Raw genomic sequence first — 16,068 nt, forward strand, 5'->3', positions numbered from 1 at the left:
CTTTTGAATTAGCGCAATGCTAAATAAGCAGAGTTAGCATAGCTTGCATTATTGCTACTGGTGCCGTAACTGACGTTTTGGAGGCCGCCACTATTACTGGTATTGGCAGTATTACTGTTATTCGCATTCATTGTATTACCCGATAGTGCTGAATCATTTTTATATAAACTATGATAGCGGCTCATCACGCTTTTGACATAGTTACGGGTTTCTTTAAACGGAGGAATGCCATTATATTTATCGACATTCCCTTCGCCAGCATTATAACCAGCCACGGCAAATTCAACATTATTATTAAAACGTTTCATCAGCCAAGCGATATATTTCGCAGATCCTTCGATATTATCGGCAGGATTCCAAGGATTACTCACTTTAAAGCGGCGAGCAGTCGCTGGCATCAGCTGCATCAAACCTTGCGCACCGACAGGTGAGCGTGCATTAGGATTAAAGGCAGACTCCGTATGCATCATGGCTTTCATCAGCGCAGGATCTATACCATGGCGATCAGCAGAGGCACGGATATAGCTATCGTAAGAGTTACGACTGCCGCTACTGCTCGCCGCGCTGCTACCATAATCTGCATTAGTATTGCTACCAGCATTGTAAGCACCAGAATCTTTATAATAAGTCGTTTTTACTTTTTTACTAAATTTATCAAAATTGCCACTAGGATTGACGTTAGTGAGGAGAACTTGTCCACCTTTGTCTTTGTAGATATACATATTGCCTGCTTGAGCGGCGATAGGTAGGCTAGAGAAGGCAATGGCAGTAAGTAAAACGGGAGACAAGCAACGTGTCATTAGGGGTGCAAGATTTATCATAGGGTTATCACTTTTTATCGAGTAATAGCAAATTGCTTTGCCTATAAGCGCGTGATGTCGCGCGTCAAAGCGGTTATCGCGTTTGTAGGATTTTATAGTGAGCCAATATCAGTATGGCGACTACCTAAGAATTCGCGTCTAACAAAACCACTTGCAATAGATACAAAAAATAATAGTTGCTTACTATAACACAAAATAAGTTTTTGCCATATCTGAATGCGTGCACGCGCAGTCAAAAGGCCTTTTAATTTGTAAGAAAGCTCAATGAAATCAAGATGGTAATAGAATAAGGGTGGTTAATGGACTTATAAGAGCAATATTTTCGCCTTTATCTTTGCATTAAAAATAAGTAAGAGATACCGCTAGAAATTCTATCAAATGAAATTGATTCAGGTGAAAAAAGCCCATCAAGGAGGATGGGCTAAGGTATTTAGATTTAACTTAAAGCATTTTATTAGGATAACGCACTGATAAAAATAGGCACCCAAACAGCGGTAACCAACCCGTTGACTGCTAAGCCAAAGGCGGCATAGCGTCCAGCCGTATGACTAATTTGCCACGCTTCTACGGTGCCAAATGCATGCGCTGCTAAACCAAGGGCTAAACCTTTGGCGCGGTCATCATCAATACCGCGAAATAAGAAACGCGCTAACGTACCACCGATTAGTCCTGAAACAATGATAATCAAATTTGCCATCGCCAGCGGGGCTTTAATCAAATCAGCGACGCTTAGACCAATCGGTGTGGTCACTGAACGGGTAGCAAATGCCAAAATAGTCTCATTACTGAGTGAAAATAGATAGGCTAATGACATGGGTAGCAAGGCGCCAACTACGCTGGCTAGCGCTACAATCATCGTGAGCTTTTTGACTGGCAAGCCTTTAAAATTCATCGCTGCCAATGGTACAGCCAATAATACCGTCACATAACCTAATAAATGGTCAAATACGGGTTTTGCTACGCTGTAATAATTGTTGTAATCCCATTGCAAGATAAACAAAAACAGCAGTACTAATGCCAATGCGGTGATGACCATCGGTAACCACGATAGCTTGCGCGCAAGGACGCGGGCGATGACATGGGCTGCCAAGGTTAATAATATTGCAGCAAGGGTTGCGGTAAACACACTATTAAAACTCATAACGTTGCCTTGTTCCTACAGCTTAATGCTGTCCCTTGTGCTTGTTGGTCGTATTCGCATTCGTACTGTCAATGTCACTGTTATCTGTAGCGCCGCTATTATTCAGAGAGCGATTGGCAAGGATAGCCAGTCCCCAAAGCGGAATAAGCGTACTGATAATCATCGTCAGCATCACACCCCAAAACTCATCACCTAACGCAAATAGCAATAAGCCGGCTCCGGCAGAAACCGGCAAAAAGGCAAAACCACTATCAACCAGTAACTTATTGCTTGCTTGGGTTAGCCAGTGCGGTAGCCCTTTTATCAGTCGCCAAATAATCAAAATAACAAACATTGTTAGCAAACCAATGATATTTGCGGCTTTTTCAATACCTGCCCATTGGCAAACAATGACGGCGGACTCACGAACCACCACGACCATTATCAGCGTCAATATTAACGCCATCCATAATGGTATGTTGGAAGTAGAAGTGGAGTTCATAAGTAATCCTAGCTAAGTCAGATATAGTTAGTCTTTGATAAAATGGGTACAGAAATGTGCTGTTTATATGAAAAATCCATAAGGCTTTAGTGATTAAGCTTATTAATAAATGTGGCGTTCAGTAGTTAACTAACGACAATCACTGGTCAACTGTATTCAAACGCACGCATAGAGGCTGATTATATAGAGAGTAGGCAGACTAATAAAGCCTAAGCGCGGATTGCAGCTATTAAGCTGTTTCTAAATATCTCGTATAATGAATGTTAAGCCCTATAAATATAAAAAAGGACGCCATCGTTTGATAGCGTCCTTTTATTAAATACCATGTGGATTACATAATATAAGAAGTGTTTATTTAACTTTTCGAGTCAGATTCTTGTGTCGCAGAATTTAACGCTTCAAATTCAGCAAAGGCGTTTTCTTCTTCTGCCGTTAAAGACGCTTCTTCATGATGACTGTCATCTTCATCAATCTGCTCAAACTCTTCAAGTATCGGCATCAGCAATGTTGCTTGTGCCAACGGCAAGACATCTAATGGTTTTAAATTGGCCTGCCCCAATAGCTGCTTGAGCCTATCACTTGGCAGACGAATGGTTAAGCATTCATGACCGTTGTCATCATAGCTCTCTTCCTGAATAACGCCCAACTCATATAAGGAGTTTTTTAACTGACCGGCATTATAAGGTAGCGTCAATTCAAACGTCGTCAGTGTGCCAGTCAGTAACTGCTGGACGGCTAATGACAGCTCTTCCATGCCTAGGTTTTTACTAGAAGAAACATATACACGGTTAGGCTGGCCTTCTTTAGCATAGCCAATGTGCGCAGGCTCATCGGTCAAATCAATCTTATTATAAACATTGAGCACTGGCACATCGTTATCAATTTCAGCTAAGACAGCTTTAACCGCCTCGATTTGCTCGTGCATATCTTCACTAGAAGAGTCGATGACATGTAGCAATAAGTCGGCTTCTAAGGTTTCCTCTAATGTCGCATGAAACGACTCAACCAGCTCATGCGGTAGATGTCGAACGAAACCGACGGTATCGACTAAAACCACGCGGCCAACACCTTGCCAATCTAAACGGCGCAGGGTAGGGTCGAGCGTGGCAAACAGTTTATCAGCCGCATAAATGTTTTCGTCAACCAAGCGGTTAAATAGGGTAGATTTACCAGCATTGGTATAACCAACGAGTGAAATAGTCGGTACGTCTGATTTTTGTCGGCGTGCTCGTCCTTGTGCGCGTGTCTGTCTGACTTTCTCGATTCTACTTTTAAGCTGGGTGACTCGCACTTGTAGTAAGCGACGATCGGTCTCAAGCTGGGTTTCGCCGGGTCCACGTAAACCAATACCGCCTTTTTGGCGCTCCAAATGCGTCCAACCACGCACCAAACGCGTCGATAAGTGGTTCAACTGCGCAAGCTCAACCTGTAGCTTACCTTCGTAAGTACGGGCGCGCTGTGCGAAAATATCTAAAATTAAGCCTGTGCGGTCAAGGACACGGCATTGTACCAGTGCTTCAATATTACGCTCTTGTGATGGCGATAAATTGTGATTAAAAAGGACGATATCAGCGTCATGTTCGCGCACCAATTCTGCTATTTCTTGTGCTTTACCGCTACCAACAAAGTATTTGGCATCAGGACGTGCGCGTGAGCCTGTGACCAGTGCTAAGCGGTCGGCACCTGCCGAATCTGCAAGTAGCTCAAATTCGTTTAGATCATCAGGATCTTGAATTTGGCGAATGTCTAAATGTACTATAATGGCGCGCTCGCCACCTTCATGTCTTTCAAAATATTCCAAAGAGTATCACCTATGTAATTAAGTAAATAGATGGCGGTTATCGATTTATTAACTGTCGATATAGCCTTCGTATGACCCTCTATATGTGGTCTTATCACTTGATATTAAAGCGTATTAACGCAATTAGCCATGCTTTTATGTTACAGGGTTTATTATTAAATATTCTAATGAGGGAAGTATCAGGCTTCTCGTAAAAAAGTAATTAACGGCGAGGTTGACTTTTTTAAACGTACTAATCTATTGAGTAGTGACAGCAGTAAAAATGAACTGTGTAAAAACGAGCTATTATTTAATTACTGCAAAATATTAACAAAAGCCACTCATAACTCAGTGAACAATTAGTCACTGAGTAAATAAATTTTGTTATACTCATGACGCTCGTTTAAGAGATATAATCATACGTTTTTTAAGCACTAAGCTCTTTAATAAAGAATTTTTTAACTCATAAATTTTTAACCACGAGGGATACAGATGAGCCAATCTAAGTCAGGCTTTTCACTCAAACAGCAATTAGGTCGCGGCAAACAAATCGCTGGCATGACCACCACTATCGCTGGCGGCCTACGCGCCGCCCAACGTATCGGCGCCTTTAAGCAGCCACCGCGCGAAACACTGCCACGTTATATTCAAGCCTTTTGCCGAAAAATGGCAGGCTCTTTTGGCGTAAAAGTTGTGGCAGTCGAGCGTGTAGAGCAACACCACGGTTTATGGGTTTCCAATCATGTGTCATGGATGGATATACCCGTGGTTGGTACGGTGAGCCCGGCTTTTTTCTTATCAAAAGCCGAAATTGGCGATTGGCCAATATTTGGTAAGTTGGCGCATGCCGCAGGTACGGTATTTATCGAGCGTGGTTCCGGTGATGCTGGCACGGTCGCCGCCCAAATTGCCAATTTTTTAACCAAGGGTTTTTCGGTTATCTTCTTTCCAGAAGCAACGACAACTGATGGTAAAAAAATTAAGCGTATCCATGGCACTTTGCTACAAGCGGCGATAGATGCTGATGTACCGGTGCGCCCGCTGGTGATTGCCTATGTAAATAAAGACGGCACTTTAAGTGAAGAGTTGCCTTACTACGGTAAGCTGACGATGAAAGATAGCCTAAAAAAAGTGCTTGATAGTAAAGACGTGACGGCTTTTGTCTTACCGCTTGAGCCAATAGATCCTAAAGGTTTGAATAAAAGCCAGCTGACCGATTTATTACAAGCACATATGCAAGAAGGCTTGGCTGAATTACATTCGCGCGTCTTAACGAAAGCAGCTAAAGTATAAGTTAGTATGAAACTGTTTGAGATAGAAAAAGCTCAATAGAAAAAGTAGGAATAAAAAAGGCGCAAATCTTAGTAATCATACTAAGGTTTGCGCCTTTTTCTTTGCTATGCAAATACTGGCAGTTCAGTCTATTAAAACCTGAAAAAAATTAGAATTTTGCGACGTAACGTTATGGCGATGGATTAGGATGCTGGGTATGTACCGCCTCAATAGCTTTTAGGACGTCTGCGCTTAAGGTTAAGTTGATGCTATCAATATTGGATTGTAGCTGTTCAGTGGTAGTCGCTCCAATGATATTACTGGTGACAAACGAGCGTGAATTGACAAAGGCCAATGCCATTTGTGCCATGTCCAAACCAGCATCTGCGGCAATTTTGGCATATTGAGTGGTGGCTGCTTTTGCTTCTTCATTGGTATAGCGAGCAAAGCGGTCATACATCGTCAGGCGCGCGCCAGTAGGACGTTTGCCATCAAGGTATTTACCAGACAATACCCCAAAGCCAAGCGGCGAGTAGGCAAGTAGACCGACATTTTCACGATGGGCAATCTCTGCCATGCCCACTTCATATAAACGGTTGAGCAAACTATAAGGATTTTGCACCGTAATAGGCGCGATTAAACCATTTTTATCTGCTTCCCATAGATAGCGCATCAGTCCCCAAGCGGTATCATTTGATAAGCCATAAGCACGAATCCGACCTTTTTTAATTTCGTTATTTAACGCTTCAATTGTCTCTAAAAAAGGCGTCAAATCATCTAGCGGTTGTGCTGCCATCTCTTCAGTATAACCGAGCTGGCTAAAATAGTTGGTTTGACGCTCAGGCCAGTGTAGCTGGTAAATATCAATATAATCGGTTTGCAAACGTTCAAGATTGCCATCGATAGCGCTGCTGATTTGCTCAGCGGTATAACGCGTCTGACCATCTCGCAAAAAATCCATCGGTGATATTTTGCTGGCAAGAATGACCTTGTTGCGCTGTTTGGTTTTGTGAAACCACGTACCCATAAAGCGTTCGGTGTCGCCTTGCTTGTCTTTATCAGGCGGCGACGGATACATCTCAGCGGTATCCCAAAAGTTCACGCCTGCGCTAAGCGCCATGTCCATCTGTGCATGAGCATCGCTTTCGCTATTTTGCTGTCCCCAGGTCATTGTTCCTAAGCAAATTTTTGAGACTTTTTCATTCAGTTGTGGCAGTGTTTGATATTGCATCTGTTTATCCTTTTTATTTTAATATAGATTTATTTTGATACTACATCAGCTTGATACCGGTGACGCCCGGCGGGGTGACTTGGAATATCTTCACTTTAAAAAGTACCGACTGTCCAGCGAGTGGGTGGTTAAAATCAACTTCTACTTCGTCGTCATCAATGGCGCTAATGGTGCCAGGCAGGGTGTTTTTGCCTTTGTCTTCAAACTCGACCAACATACCGATTTCAGGATTGTCAGCGACCAAGGCAAATTGGGTGCTACTAAAATGCTGGATGTTATCAGGGTTCCACTCGCCAAACGCTTGCTCAGGCTCAAGGTGAGCCGTGCGTGTATCGCCAGCTCGTAGGTTCATCAGTACCTGCTCAAAACCCGGTAAAAAGCTCTCATCGCCGATCGTCAGCGTTACAGGCTCATCACGGTTAAAGGTTGAATCAATCATCGTACCGTTTTCTAGCGATACTTCAAAATGCAGCTTAACAAGGCTGCCGTGGGTGATACGAATATCTTCATTAGGAGTGATAAATTGAGAGTCGGTCATAGTAATGTGTCTTTTATAGAATAAGATTAAGAGGGTTAATTATAATAGAGAGTTTAGCATAGCCTATAGACTAAACGTCTTGATGTGACAGATATCTGTTAGAGCACTTTTATAAGCTGTTACTGATGTTTTTATCAATCTACTTCATATGTCTTTTTAAAAAATTAATAAATACAATGCGTTAATAGCTCAACTAAAAATAATAAATAATTAAAGTTGTCTAAGAATGAAATTAAGTTGACATTATCTTTCTTAATGTATATAAATGTAAACTTAATTTAAGATAAGTAACTTATCTATTAATAATTGTAAGTTAAACAACTTCTGAGATGATTATGAAAAAAGCGGTTTTGGTAATTGGAATGTTTGCATTATTGGCTCAAGGGTGTGCTACGCCACATGTTGTACAGACTAAAAAGGTAAGTGATGTTAATCTATCTTGTCAGCAAATTCTTAGTGAAATAGCTGAAGCGGATGACTTTGAGCAAAAAGCACGTGCTGAACGTAAAGCGACTGGTAAGAATGTGGCTGCCGCAATTTTATTTTGGCCAGCTTTGATTGGTACCTATTCTAATACTGAAGAAGCTATCAATGCGGCAAAAGATCGTCACAATAATTTGACCAACTTGTATGAGCAGAAAAAATGCCGTTAATACCTTAATGTCTTGTTAAGGTATTTTTATGGTCACTAAAAAGCTAAGAGTAAAGCTCTTAGCTTTTTTTATGAGTGCAGGAAAGTTATATAATAGTTATAAAAACAATCGATAGATAAAAACTATGAATATGAAAACGAAAAACCTAAGCATTAAACAACAAGGTCATATTAAAAAATGGCAAGACGATAAAGGTTTTGGTTTTATTGAAACGGAAGCAGGCGAGTCAGTATTTTTTCATGTCAGCGCTTTTAAAGCCCAGCGTCGTCCCGAAATTGGCGAGCAAGTAGTTTTTACAGTGGGGCAAGACAATCAGGGTCGCCTGCAGGCAAAGGATGTACAAGAGCTCAGCTTTGTGCAGCAGAAAATGGCGCAAAAAAATAGCCAAATTCGTCAGCGAAATCACAAACGCAGCGCCCAAGCAGAGTTTGAAGCAGGACAAAAGAAACGCTTGTTTCTTGGTGTTGGCTTTTATGGGGTTCTAATTTTATTGGTGGTCATGAATAAGTTAAGCTGGCTGGTACTTGCTTGGTATGCAGTATTAGGCATCATTACCTATGGCATGTATGCTAAAGACAAGGCCGCTGCCCAAAGTGGCGATTGGCGAACGCCTGAATCAACGCTACATCTGTTAAGTGCACTTGGCGGCTGGGTCGGTGCGATGGTGGCGCAAACCTACTTGCGGCATAAGTCACAAAAGCCTGAATTCCGTATCGCTTATTATTTAACCGTTATTATTAATTTGGCAGGGTTATTGTTTATATTAGCGGGTGGTGGCTTAGAAGTCTTGAAAGAATTTCTTTAGATCGATTTTCGGAGATGGCTTAATAAGATTGTGGATAGTTAGCATAATAGGATTTGAATTGCCTCCTCAAGTTAAAATAGATAAGATTGACTAAATAATAGTCTACTAGTCACTGATAAATGACAATAGGCGTTTTTATTATTGTTATGATGCTTGGAGAGTGAATAAAACCATTTGACTACCTAACCCATAAACAATTTTAAAGAGGAAGATAATGAGTAATGACAATAAGAATGCCGATGAAGTTGATTTAAAAAAAGATATTTTTGAGGCTCTGCTCGAAAAGCATGAGGTTCAACGGGCATTATGCGACAAGCTCGAAAAAACAAAGGGTGAGGCACAGCGTAAAGCCGTTTACGAAGCGCTTAAGCTAGAGCTACAAGCGCATGCAGCCGCTGAAGAGCGTCATCTATATATACCGGTTATGCAGCATGACGAAGGTCTCGATTTGTCTCGTCACGCCATTACTGAGCATCATGAAATGGATGAGATGATGGAAACTTTGGATGACGGACGTATTGGACGAGAGAAGTGGGATACAACTTGTGCGGACCTGATTCATAAAGTACATCATCATCTAAAAGAAGAAGAAAACGAGTTTTTCAAACAAGCCAAAAAGATTTTGGATGCCGATCTGCAGCAACGTCTAGGGGCCTTATATCAAGTTGAGCATGCTGAGTTCGAACAAACACATGCGGATGATTGATTACTAAAATCTTTTGTATTTTTTGATAAATGAGAAAGTTAGCGCATAAAAATAGCCACTATTGATAGTGGCTATTTTATTAGGAGTTACTTTTCAAGGTATGAATCTTGTATTTTCGACGACAGTCTAAGATGTTATAACGCTAGACCTCACGCTTCTTTTCTAAAAACAGCATATCAATGACAATCAGCGCCACACCAATACAAATACCAACATCGGCAATGTTAAAAATTGGATAATGCCAAACATCGGCATAATGCACATGGATAAAATCAATGACGTGACCGTGTAATAAGCGATCAATCAAGTTGCCAATAGCACCACCAAGCACCAATGCTAGACCCAATGATAACAGCTTAGCTTTACGCGGTGCTTTTACCAGATAACCGATTAAAAACAGCGACATGATAAGCGCAAGTCCCGCAAAAAACCACTTTTGCCAACCAGCTTGGTCTGCCAAAAAGCTAAACGCAGCGCCATAGTTATAAGCAAGCGTCCAGTTTAAAAAAGGCTCAATCACGGGTACTGGCTCGAGGAAGTTCAGATTGGTTTCAGCTAACCATTTCGTCCACTGATCAATAATAATGACGACTAGTGATAGCAAGTACCACATAAAGGCGCGACTGCCATTAGCGACCGTTTTTGGGGTCTTATTTAGACGACTCTTGGGTGTGGTTGAGCTGCCCGTGGTCGCATGCGCAGGAGTAGGCGAATCGTCAACCTCAACCTGCGGTTGCTTATGTTCCGATGAGTCTGTCGGATTAGGCGTAGAATTAGGCGTAGAATTAGGCATAGTGGCGCACCTCACCGTTACCGCTGACGTTGGTTGCACAGCGGGCACATAATTCTGGGTGTGTGCTATCTGTACCAATGTCATCGCGGATATGCCAACAGCGTACGCACTTGGTACCTGTTGCAGCGCTGACTTTGACCACTAAGTCGACTGATTCATCTTCATTGCTATCGGCTTTTTCGTTGGCTTTATTAGCAGGTGCGTCGCTCATTGGCTTTAACGTTGCGCTACTGGTGATTAGGACAAAACGCAGCTCTTCACCAAGCTTGGCCAAGCTTTCATGCATCGCGCCGTCGGCATATAAATCAACACCAGCAGATAAGTTGGCATTGATAATTTTTTCACCGCGTGCGGTTTCGATATGCTTATTCACCATATCTTTTGCTTGCATGATACGTTGCCAGTCGTCGGTACTGATGGCACTTAACTCAAACTCTGGGAAGGTATACCATTCTTCCGTAAATACATATCCTGCTTCGTTGCCATTTTTACCTTCTAATACTTCCCATGCTTCTTGTGCCGTGAATGATAAAATCGGCGTAATCCAGCGAATCAACGCATGGGTGATATGGTAAATCGCCGTTTGCGCAGAGCGACGCGGCTGTCCATCAGTCTGAGTGGTGTACTGACGGTCTTTGATAATATCTAAATAGAAGCTACCCAAATCCTGCGAGCAAAACGCAGTGACATGCTGGGTGACTTGGTGAAAGTCCATCGCATCATAAGCACTGATGATTTGCGCTTGTACCGCTTGGGCACGCTCAATGATGAATTTATCAAGGCTGACCAGCTCATTAATATCAATGCTGTTGGTCGCTGGGTCAAAGTCATCTGTATTTGCCAGTAAGAAGCGTAAGGTATTACGGATACGGCGATACATGTCGATTGCGCCTTTAAAGACCGTTTTACCCGCGCTCATCTCATAACGATAATCGCTCGACGCAATCCACAAACGCAGCATATCCGCGCCGGTTTTATTAATCTCATCTTGCGGCGTGATGATATTGCCAAGTGACTTACTCATCTTACGACCGTTTTCATCGACGACAAAACCATGGGTCAATACTTGCTTAAACGGTGGACGCTCATACATCGCCTCAGATGTTAATAGTGACGTCTGGAACCAACCGCGATGTTGGTCAGAGCCTTCTAAATACATATCAGCAGGATTGGTTAATTCATCGCGCTGCTCAAGGACGGCAAAATGCGTCGTGCCTGAGTCAAACCAAACGTCTAACGTATCAGTCGCTTTATCATAATCAGCGGCCTCGCTGCCTAAGAAATCTTCACAGCTGGCATCAAACCAAGCTTCTACGCCACCCGCATCGATTTTTTGTGCAGCCACTTCCATCAGCTCAAGCGTATTTGGATGCAGCTCACCTGTTTCTTTATGAATAAAGAAAGTAATTGGCACGCCCCACGTACGCTGACGTGAGATACACCAATCTGGGCGACCAGTCATCATCGCTTCAATGCGGTTTTGTCCCCAAGCAGGCGTCCAATTGACCGAAGGAATGTCAGCAAGTGCACGCTCACGTAAGCCTTTGGTTTCCATATTGATAAACCACTGCGGGGTTGCGCGGAAGATAATCGGCGACTTATGACGCCAGCAATGTGGATAACTGTGCTCAATTTTAGTATGGCTGATTAAATGGCCGTTATCATGCAGGGCGGCAATGATTTGCGGATTGGCTTTATAAATGTGCTCACCGGCAAATACCGCCGCGCTTTCTAGATAAACGCCCGTACCACTGACTGGGTTTTCAACCGGCAAGTTATATTTAAGACCAACGATATAATCGTCAAGACCGTGACCGGGTGCGGTATGGACGAGGCCAGTACCGCTATCAGTGGTCACATGATCGCCTAAGATAAGTGGCACTTGACGCTCTGTAATCAATGGATGTTGGGCGCGCAGGCCTTCAAGCTCGCGTCCTGATACGGTAGCTAGGATGCCATCGCTACTCAGTTTAAAATCGTTTAATGCACTTTCAACCAAGTCAGTCGCTAATAACAAGTTACCTTTTTCAGTCGCGACCACGCTATAGTCATGCTCAGGGTGTACCGAAATGGCTTGGTTAGCAGGTAAAGTCCAAGGCGTCGTGGTCCAGATAATCGCGGCGATGTTACCTTCGATGTCGCTTAGTGCTGCAACCTTGTCAGTATCAAGCACATCAAAGCTCACGTAGATAGCGTCAGATACTTTATCTTGGTATTCCACTTCGGCTTCAGCCAAAGCAGAGCTACAATCCAAGCACCAGTTAACCGGCTTCATACCGCGAGTCACATGACCATTATCATAAATTTTGGCAAGGGCGCGCACGATATTGGCTTCTTGATGGAAGTTCATCGTTAGATAAGGGTTATCCCAATCACCAAATACGCCTAAACGTTTAAAGTCCGCCTTTTGCAATGCAACTTGTGTGCTCGCATATTCGCGGCATAGACCACGGAATTCAGTCGCAGAGACTTTTTGACCAACTTTACCAACTTTGGCTTCGACCTTTTGCTCGATAGGCAGACCGTGACAATCCCAACCCGGCACATAAGGTGCATCAAAGCCTGACAAGGTTTTTGACTTGACGATAATGTCTTTGAGTACTTTATTGACCGCGTGACCTAAGTGAATCTGACCGTTGGCGTATGGAGGGCCGTCATGCAAAATATATTTGGTCGCACCCGTACGCGCCTGACGAATTTTACCGTACACGTCATCCGCTTCCCACGCAGCAAGCCAATCTGGCTCACGTTTGGCAAGGTTTGCACGCATCGCAAAAGGCGTATCGGCAAGGTTTAGGGTATCTTTATAATCCTGGTTTGGTGTATCAGTACTTTTATCAGTCATAGAAGGTGTCTTATAAAATGGTGGTTAGAGGTTGCGTTTGAAATTCAGGCCTAAGGTTAAATATAATATGGGGTCAAATATTTGATAATCGATGCTGGTATTTCACTTAGAAAAAGTTGCTTAGAGAGCGTTGCTTACAACTTGTTTCTTATGAATTGCTTATAACTTGATTGTAAATAGTCACGTCCATCATAAATACTAATGAGACGATTGCAACAAAAAATGTCTTTAAAAGATAGCAGAATAATTAGAAAAGTGAATATGATAACGGCAGCTATTATATGACAAAACGGATAGGGTAAAAAGAGCTGACCAGTATCGTCCTATTTTTAACCAAAACCAGTCACTTGTATCAATATAAATACCTTGTCTATTAAATCATAGGTCTCACAAATTTGACTGTCTATTTATTAGATTATACCTAATTGGCTAAGCGCTAAAAAACTTCTGACAACCACAAGCGCAATTTCAGCGACCAAAGCGGCTGCATACCAGTCAAGCCTTGGGTCATCTCACCGTCTTTTAGGACGACATAAGACGGCGTTACTTGACCTTGCCAATCGGCGAATATCTCACCTTCTTGGTCATTGACGGTGGTAAAGCGATAATTGTGTTCAGTAAGGTAGCCGTGTAGATCTTGGTCAGAGCCTGATTTAATCGCAATGGTCACCACAGGATAGTTATTTGCCGCCGCAAGCTTATCTATGGTGGGTGAGGTTACCCGACAAACCGGACACCAAGTTCCCCAAAAATATACCAGCGTCGGCTTATCGTGACTCAGCGCTGCTAAGTCAACGCTCTGCCCCTGATAGTCAGTCAGTTGCAATTGCGGATTGGCCGGCATGACGGGTTGGCGCCACCAGTTAATAGCAATATAAATGACCGCAAATACCAAACTATATATAAGCAGGTTTTTAGCAAAAGAGAATATCTTTTGCTTGGGCGTTTTTATTGGCGTCTCAATAGTCTTTTCAATATTAAGATTAGAATCAGTCGTCATAGTGGCTGCTTTTTTTGCTCTTAAAGTTTTTGATAGATAAAAATAAACGGCTGAATCATCAGCCGTATTATTATATTTTCTACGTTCTTATTTTTAATGCCTGTTTCTTAAAATAAACGCTTAAGGCTTTTGTGCGCGGTCTTGCAATGGATCGCCAATAAGCACGCTGCCTGAATTTTCACTACGCTCTTCATCAGTCAATTTGCTGGCTGGAATTTTGGCTTTTCTCTTCCATTTTAAGCTAAACAAATCATCACGGCGGTCAAGTAGGTTATGCACCGAGCCTTCATTACGAACATGAATCAGTTTATCTAAGTTCAAATCTGAGAAGAATACCATCTCTGTATTAGGTGTCGTTTCCGCCATAATCGCATCATGCGGGAAAGCAAAATCTGATGGTGAAAAAATTGACGACTGCGCATACTGGATATCTAAGCTTTCAACTTGCGGTAAATTACCGACAGAACCGCAAATCATCACATAGCATTCATTTTCAATCGCACGCGCTTGGGCACAGTGACGTACGCGCAGATAGCCGTTTTGAGTATCTGTCCAAAATGGTACGAACAAGATATCCATATCATCAAGTGCCATCAAACGCGCAAGCTCTGGGAACTCAACGTCATAGCAAACTAAGATGCCAATACGACCAGCATCGGTGTCGAATACTTTGACTTCATCGCCACCTTCAATCACCCAAGCGCTACGCTCATGCGGGGTAATATGAATTTTGCGCTGCTCTTCAACTGTACCATCACGGCGGCATAGATAGCTGACGTTATACAAGGTATCGTCGTCGTCCAAGAACGGCATAGAGCCGCTGATGACGTTAACATTATAGCTAACCGCCAAATGCGAAATCTCGTTTTTAAACCATTCGGTATAACCGGCTAAAAAGCGAATCGCTACGTTTTGGTCGGTCGATTCACACAAACCCATTAACGGCGCGTTAAAAAATTCTGGTAAACAAGCAAAGTCGGAGTTGTAATCAGCCATAATATCGACAAAGAACTCAACTTGTTGCAGGAGCTCTTCAGGCGACTCAACTTCACGCATCTGCCACTGAATACCGCCGATTCTGACCTCAGATTTACGCGTATTGGGCTTATAATCTTGCGGCTCATAATAAATATTTGCCCACTCGAGTAAGGTCGCAAAGCCTTTAGACTGTTTGTCATCTGGCAAATAAGCCGTCAAAATACGTTTAACGATAAAGCCATTTGATAACTGGAAAGACAGCGCGGAGTCATGAATTTCACGAGCTTCAACGGCTTCGATATATTCACCAGGGGTCAAATCTTGATGGTTATGATAATTGGGAATACGACCACCGGCTAAGATAGCGCGGAAGTTTAACTGACGGCACAGCTCTTTACGCGCATCATAAAGCCTACGACCTAAACGATAACCACGATATTCAGGATCGATTAACGCATCTAAGCCATAAATAGCATCACCATCGGGGTTGTCTCTGATAATTTCTTTATGACCAATTAAGTCATCATAAGTATGCGGATTAGAGAACTTGTTGTAATCGACGCGCATAGATAGCACGATGCCAATCAGCTCGTCATGGTCAAATAAGGCAATCTGTCCTTCAGGAAAGGCATCAATCAAGGTGTTAATGGTGTTTTTTGACCAGGCGCCGCCCAAGTTGACATAGACACGATCCATCAAGGCTTTAAGTTGCGGATAATCTTTTTTCTTAATCTCAGCAATGGTGAGGTGAAAGTCGTCTAATTTTTCTATCTTGCTCATAATGTTCCTGTCTGTCGTTTCTGTAAATCAGTGATAATAAATCAGTAATATGCAATCGATGTTAATGTTATTTTGATAAGGGTGTTCATAAAAAAATAGTGATAAAAAGGGTAGTGATAAAAAATAATAGTTATAAAAAGGCAATTATTAAAAGTCGTAAAAAAGGTTCTTCATAGATGTTTTTGCATAGATGCAATTGCGAAAAGTAAACGCCTGCGCCCAATTTTTAGGTAACTTTTCAGTT

The 16,068-nt window shown here is 42.5% G+C and carries 14 protein-coding genes; 4 read left to right on the forward strand and 10 right to left on the reverse strand.

The window, feature by feature from the left end; genetic code table 11:
• Nucleotides 1–8: 8 nt before the first annotated feature.
• From JMW39_RS09555 to hflX, 4 genes are all read right to left on the reverse strand, one after another.
• The gene (locus JMW39_RS09555) at nucleotides 9–821 is read right to left on the reverse strand and encodes a lytic transglycosylase domain-containing protein (protein WP_201546259.1); all 813 of its coding nucleotides are present in this window, start codon (nucleotides 819–821) and stop codon (nucleotides 9–11) included.
• Nucleotides 822–1,275: 454 nt separating this feature from the next.
• Nucleotides 1,276–1,962 (reverse strand): LrgB family protein, encoded by a 687-nt coding sequence (locus JMW39_RS09560; RefSeq protein ID WP_201546260.1) that lies wholly within the window; start codon nucleotides 1,960–1,962, stop codon nucleotides 1,276–1,278.
• Between the two features lie 22 nt (nucleotides 1,963–1,984).
• Nucleotides 1,985–2,443: a CidA/LrgA family protein gene (locus JMW39_RS09565; protein WP_201546261.1), complete on the reverse strand. Its 459-nt coding sequence runs from the start codon at nucleotides 2,441–2,443 to the stop codon at nucleotides 1,985–1,987.
• A 355-nt stretch (nucleotides 2,444–2,798) separates the two neighbouring features.
• On the reverse strand, nucleotides 2,799–4,244 hold the full coding sequence (hflX, locus tag JMW39_RS09570; RefSeq protein ID WP_201546262.1) for a ribosome rescue GTPase HflX: 1,446 nt from the start codon (nucleotides 4,242–4,244) through the stop codon (nucleotides 2,799–2,801).
• Between the two features lie 471 nt (nucleotides 4,245–4,715).
• Here hflX and JMW39_RS09575 point away from each other — a divergent pair, with 471 nt between their 5' ends.
• Nucleotides 4,716–5,516, forward strand: a complete 801-nt coding sequence (locus JMW39_RS09575; RefSeq protein WP_201546263.1) for a lysophospholipid acyltransferase family protein — start codon at nucleotides 4,716–4,718, stop codon at nucleotides 5,514–5,516.
• A gap of 169 nt (nucleotides 5,517–5,685) precedes the next feature.
• Here the strand turns inward: JMW39_RS09575 and JMW39_RS09580 are convergent, their stop codons facing one another.
• Together JMW39_RS09580 and JMW39_RS09585 are read right to left on the reverse strand one after the other, a co-directional pair.
• Entirely contained in the window at nucleotides 5,686–6,726 is a 1,041-nt protein-coding gene (locus tag JMW39_RS09580) for an aldo/keto reductase (RefSeq protein WP_201546264.1), read from the reverse strand.
• 40 nt (nucleotides 6,727–6,766) lie between these two features.
• Nucleotides 6,767–7,264, reverse strand: a complete 498-nt coding sequence (locus JMW39_RS09585; protein ID WP_201546265.1) for an FKBP-type peptidyl-prolyl cis-trans isomerase — start codon at nucleotides 7,262–7,264, stop codon at nucleotides 6,767–6,769.
• A gap of 335 nt (nucleotides 7,265–7,599) precedes the next feature.
• On the opposite strand from JMW39_RS09585, the gene JMW39_RS09590 reads away from it, so the two are divergent.
• The 3 genes from JMW39_RS09590 (at nucleotide 7,600) to JMW39_RS09600 (ending at nucleotide 9,428) form a co-directional block, all read left to right on the forward strand.
• Nucleotides 7,600–7,917, forward strand: a complete 318-nt coding sequence (locus JMW39_RS09590) for a hypothetical protein (protein ID WP_201546266.1) — start codon at nucleotides 7,600–7,602, stop codon at nucleotides 7,915–7,917.
• A gap of 124 nt (nucleotides 7,918–8,041) precedes the next feature.
• Nucleotides 8,042–8,722, forward strand: a complete 681-nt coding sequence (locus JMW39_RS09595; protein ID WP_227679477.1) for a DUF1294 domain-containing protein — start codon at nucleotides 8,042–8,044, stop codon at nucleotides 8,720–8,722.
• Nucleotides 8,723–8,936: 214 nt separating this feature from the next.
• Nucleotides 8,937–9,428 carry a hemerythrin domain-containing protein gene (locus JMW39_RS09600; protein WP_201546267.1) on the forward strand — a complete coding sequence of 164 codons (492 nt, stop codon included), beginning with the start codon at nucleotides 8,937–8,939 and terminating at the stop codon, nucleotides 9,426–9,428.
• A 142-nt stretch (nucleotides 9,429–9,570) separates the two neighbouring features.
• Here the strand turns inward: JMW39_RS09600 and lspA are convergent, their stop codons facing one another.
• The 4 genes from lspA to JMW39_RS09620 form a co-directional block, all read right to left on the reverse strand.
• On the reverse strand, nucleotides 9,571–10,221 hold the full coding sequence (gene lspA / locus JMW39_RS09605; protein WP_201546268.1) for a signal peptidase II: 651 nt from the start codon (nucleotides 10,219–10,221) through the stop codon (nucleotides 9,571–9,573).
• Nucleotides 10,214–13,066: an isoleucine--tRNA ligase gene (gene ileS / locus JMW39_RS09610; protein WP_201546269.1), complete on the reverse strand. Its 2,853-nt coding sequence runs from the start codon at nucleotides 13,064–13,066 to the stop codon at nucleotides 10,214–10,216. The genes lspA and ileS overlap by 8 nt, the downstream gene beginning before the upstream one ends.
• Before the next feature lie 436 nt (nucleotides 13,067–13,502).
• Entirely contained in the window at nucleotides 13,503–14,066 is a 564-nt protein-coding gene (locus JMW39_RS09615) for a protein disulfide oxidoreductase (RefSeq protein WP_201546270.1), read from the reverse strand.
• Nucleotides 14,067–14,186: 120 nt separating this feature from the next.
• A complete protein-coding gene (locus JMW39_RS09620) occupies nucleotides 14,187–15,824 on the reverse strand; it encodes a carbon-nitrogen hydrolase family protein (protein ID WP_201546271.1) in 1,638 nt (545 codons plus the stop codon).
• Nucleotides 15,825–16,068: the final 244 nt, after the last annotated feature.

Source organism: Psychrobacter immobilis, from assembly GCF_904846175.1.
Taxonomy (GTDB): Bacteria; Pseudomonadota; Gammaproteobacteria; order Pseudomonadales; family Moraxellaceae; genus Psychrobacter; species Psychrobacter immobilis_E.

Excerpts from the sequence above, each read along its gene's own strand:
- JMW39_RS09575 (WP_201546263.1), top strand. The coding sequence starts at position 4,716 with ATGAGCCAATCTAAGTCAGGCTTTTCACTCAAACAGCAATTAGGTCGC.
- JMW39_RS09615 (WP_201546270.1), bottom strand. The coding sequence starts at position 14,066 with ATGACGACTGATTCTAATCTTAATATTGAAAAGACTATTGAGACGCCA.
- JMW39_RS09585 (WP_201546265.1), bottom strand. The coding sequence starts at position 7,264 with ATGACCGACTCTCAATTTATCACTCCTAATGAAGATATTCGTATCACC.
- JMW39_RS09620 (WP_201546271.1), bottom strand. The coding sequence starts at position 15,824 with ATGAGCAAGATAGAAAAATTAGACGACTTTCACCTCACCATTGCTGAG.
- JMW39_RS09595 (WP_227679477.1), top strand. The coding sequence starts at position 8,042 with ATGAATATGAAAACGAAAAACCTAAGCATTAAACAACAAGGTCATATT.
- lspA (WP_201546268.1), bottom strand. The coding sequence starts at position 10,221 with ATGCCTAATTCTACGCCTAATTCTACGCCTAATCCGACAGACTCATCG.
- JMW39_RS09590 (WP_201546266.1), top strand. The coding sequence starts at position 7,600 with ATGAAAAAAGCGGTTTTGGTAATTGGAATGTTTGCATTATTGGCTCAA.
- JMW39_RS09560 (WP_201546260.1), bottom strand. The coding sequence starts at position 1,962 with ATGAGTTTTAATAGTGTGTTTACCGCAACCCTTGCTGCAATATTATTA.
- JMW39_RS09600 (WP_201546267.1), top strand. The coding sequence starts at position 8,937 with ATGAGTAATGACAATAAGAATGCCGATGAAGTTGATTTAAAAAAAGAT.
- ileS (WP_201546269.1), bottom strand. The coding sequence starts at position 13,066 with ATGACTGATAAAAGTACTGATACACCAAACCAGGATTATAAAGATACC.
- JMW39_RS09565 (WP_201546261.1), bottom strand. The coding sequence starts at position 2,443 with ATGAACTCCACTTCTACTTCCAACATACCATTATGGATGGCGTTAATA.
- JMW39_RS09555 (WP_201546259.1), bottom strand. The coding sequence starts at position 821 with ATGATAAATCTTGCACCCCTAATGACACGTTGCTTGTCTCCCGTTTTA.
- JMW39_RS09580 (WP_201546264.1), bottom strand. The coding sequence starts at position 6,726 with ATGCAATATCAAACACTGCCACAACTGAATGAAAAAGTCTCAAAAATT.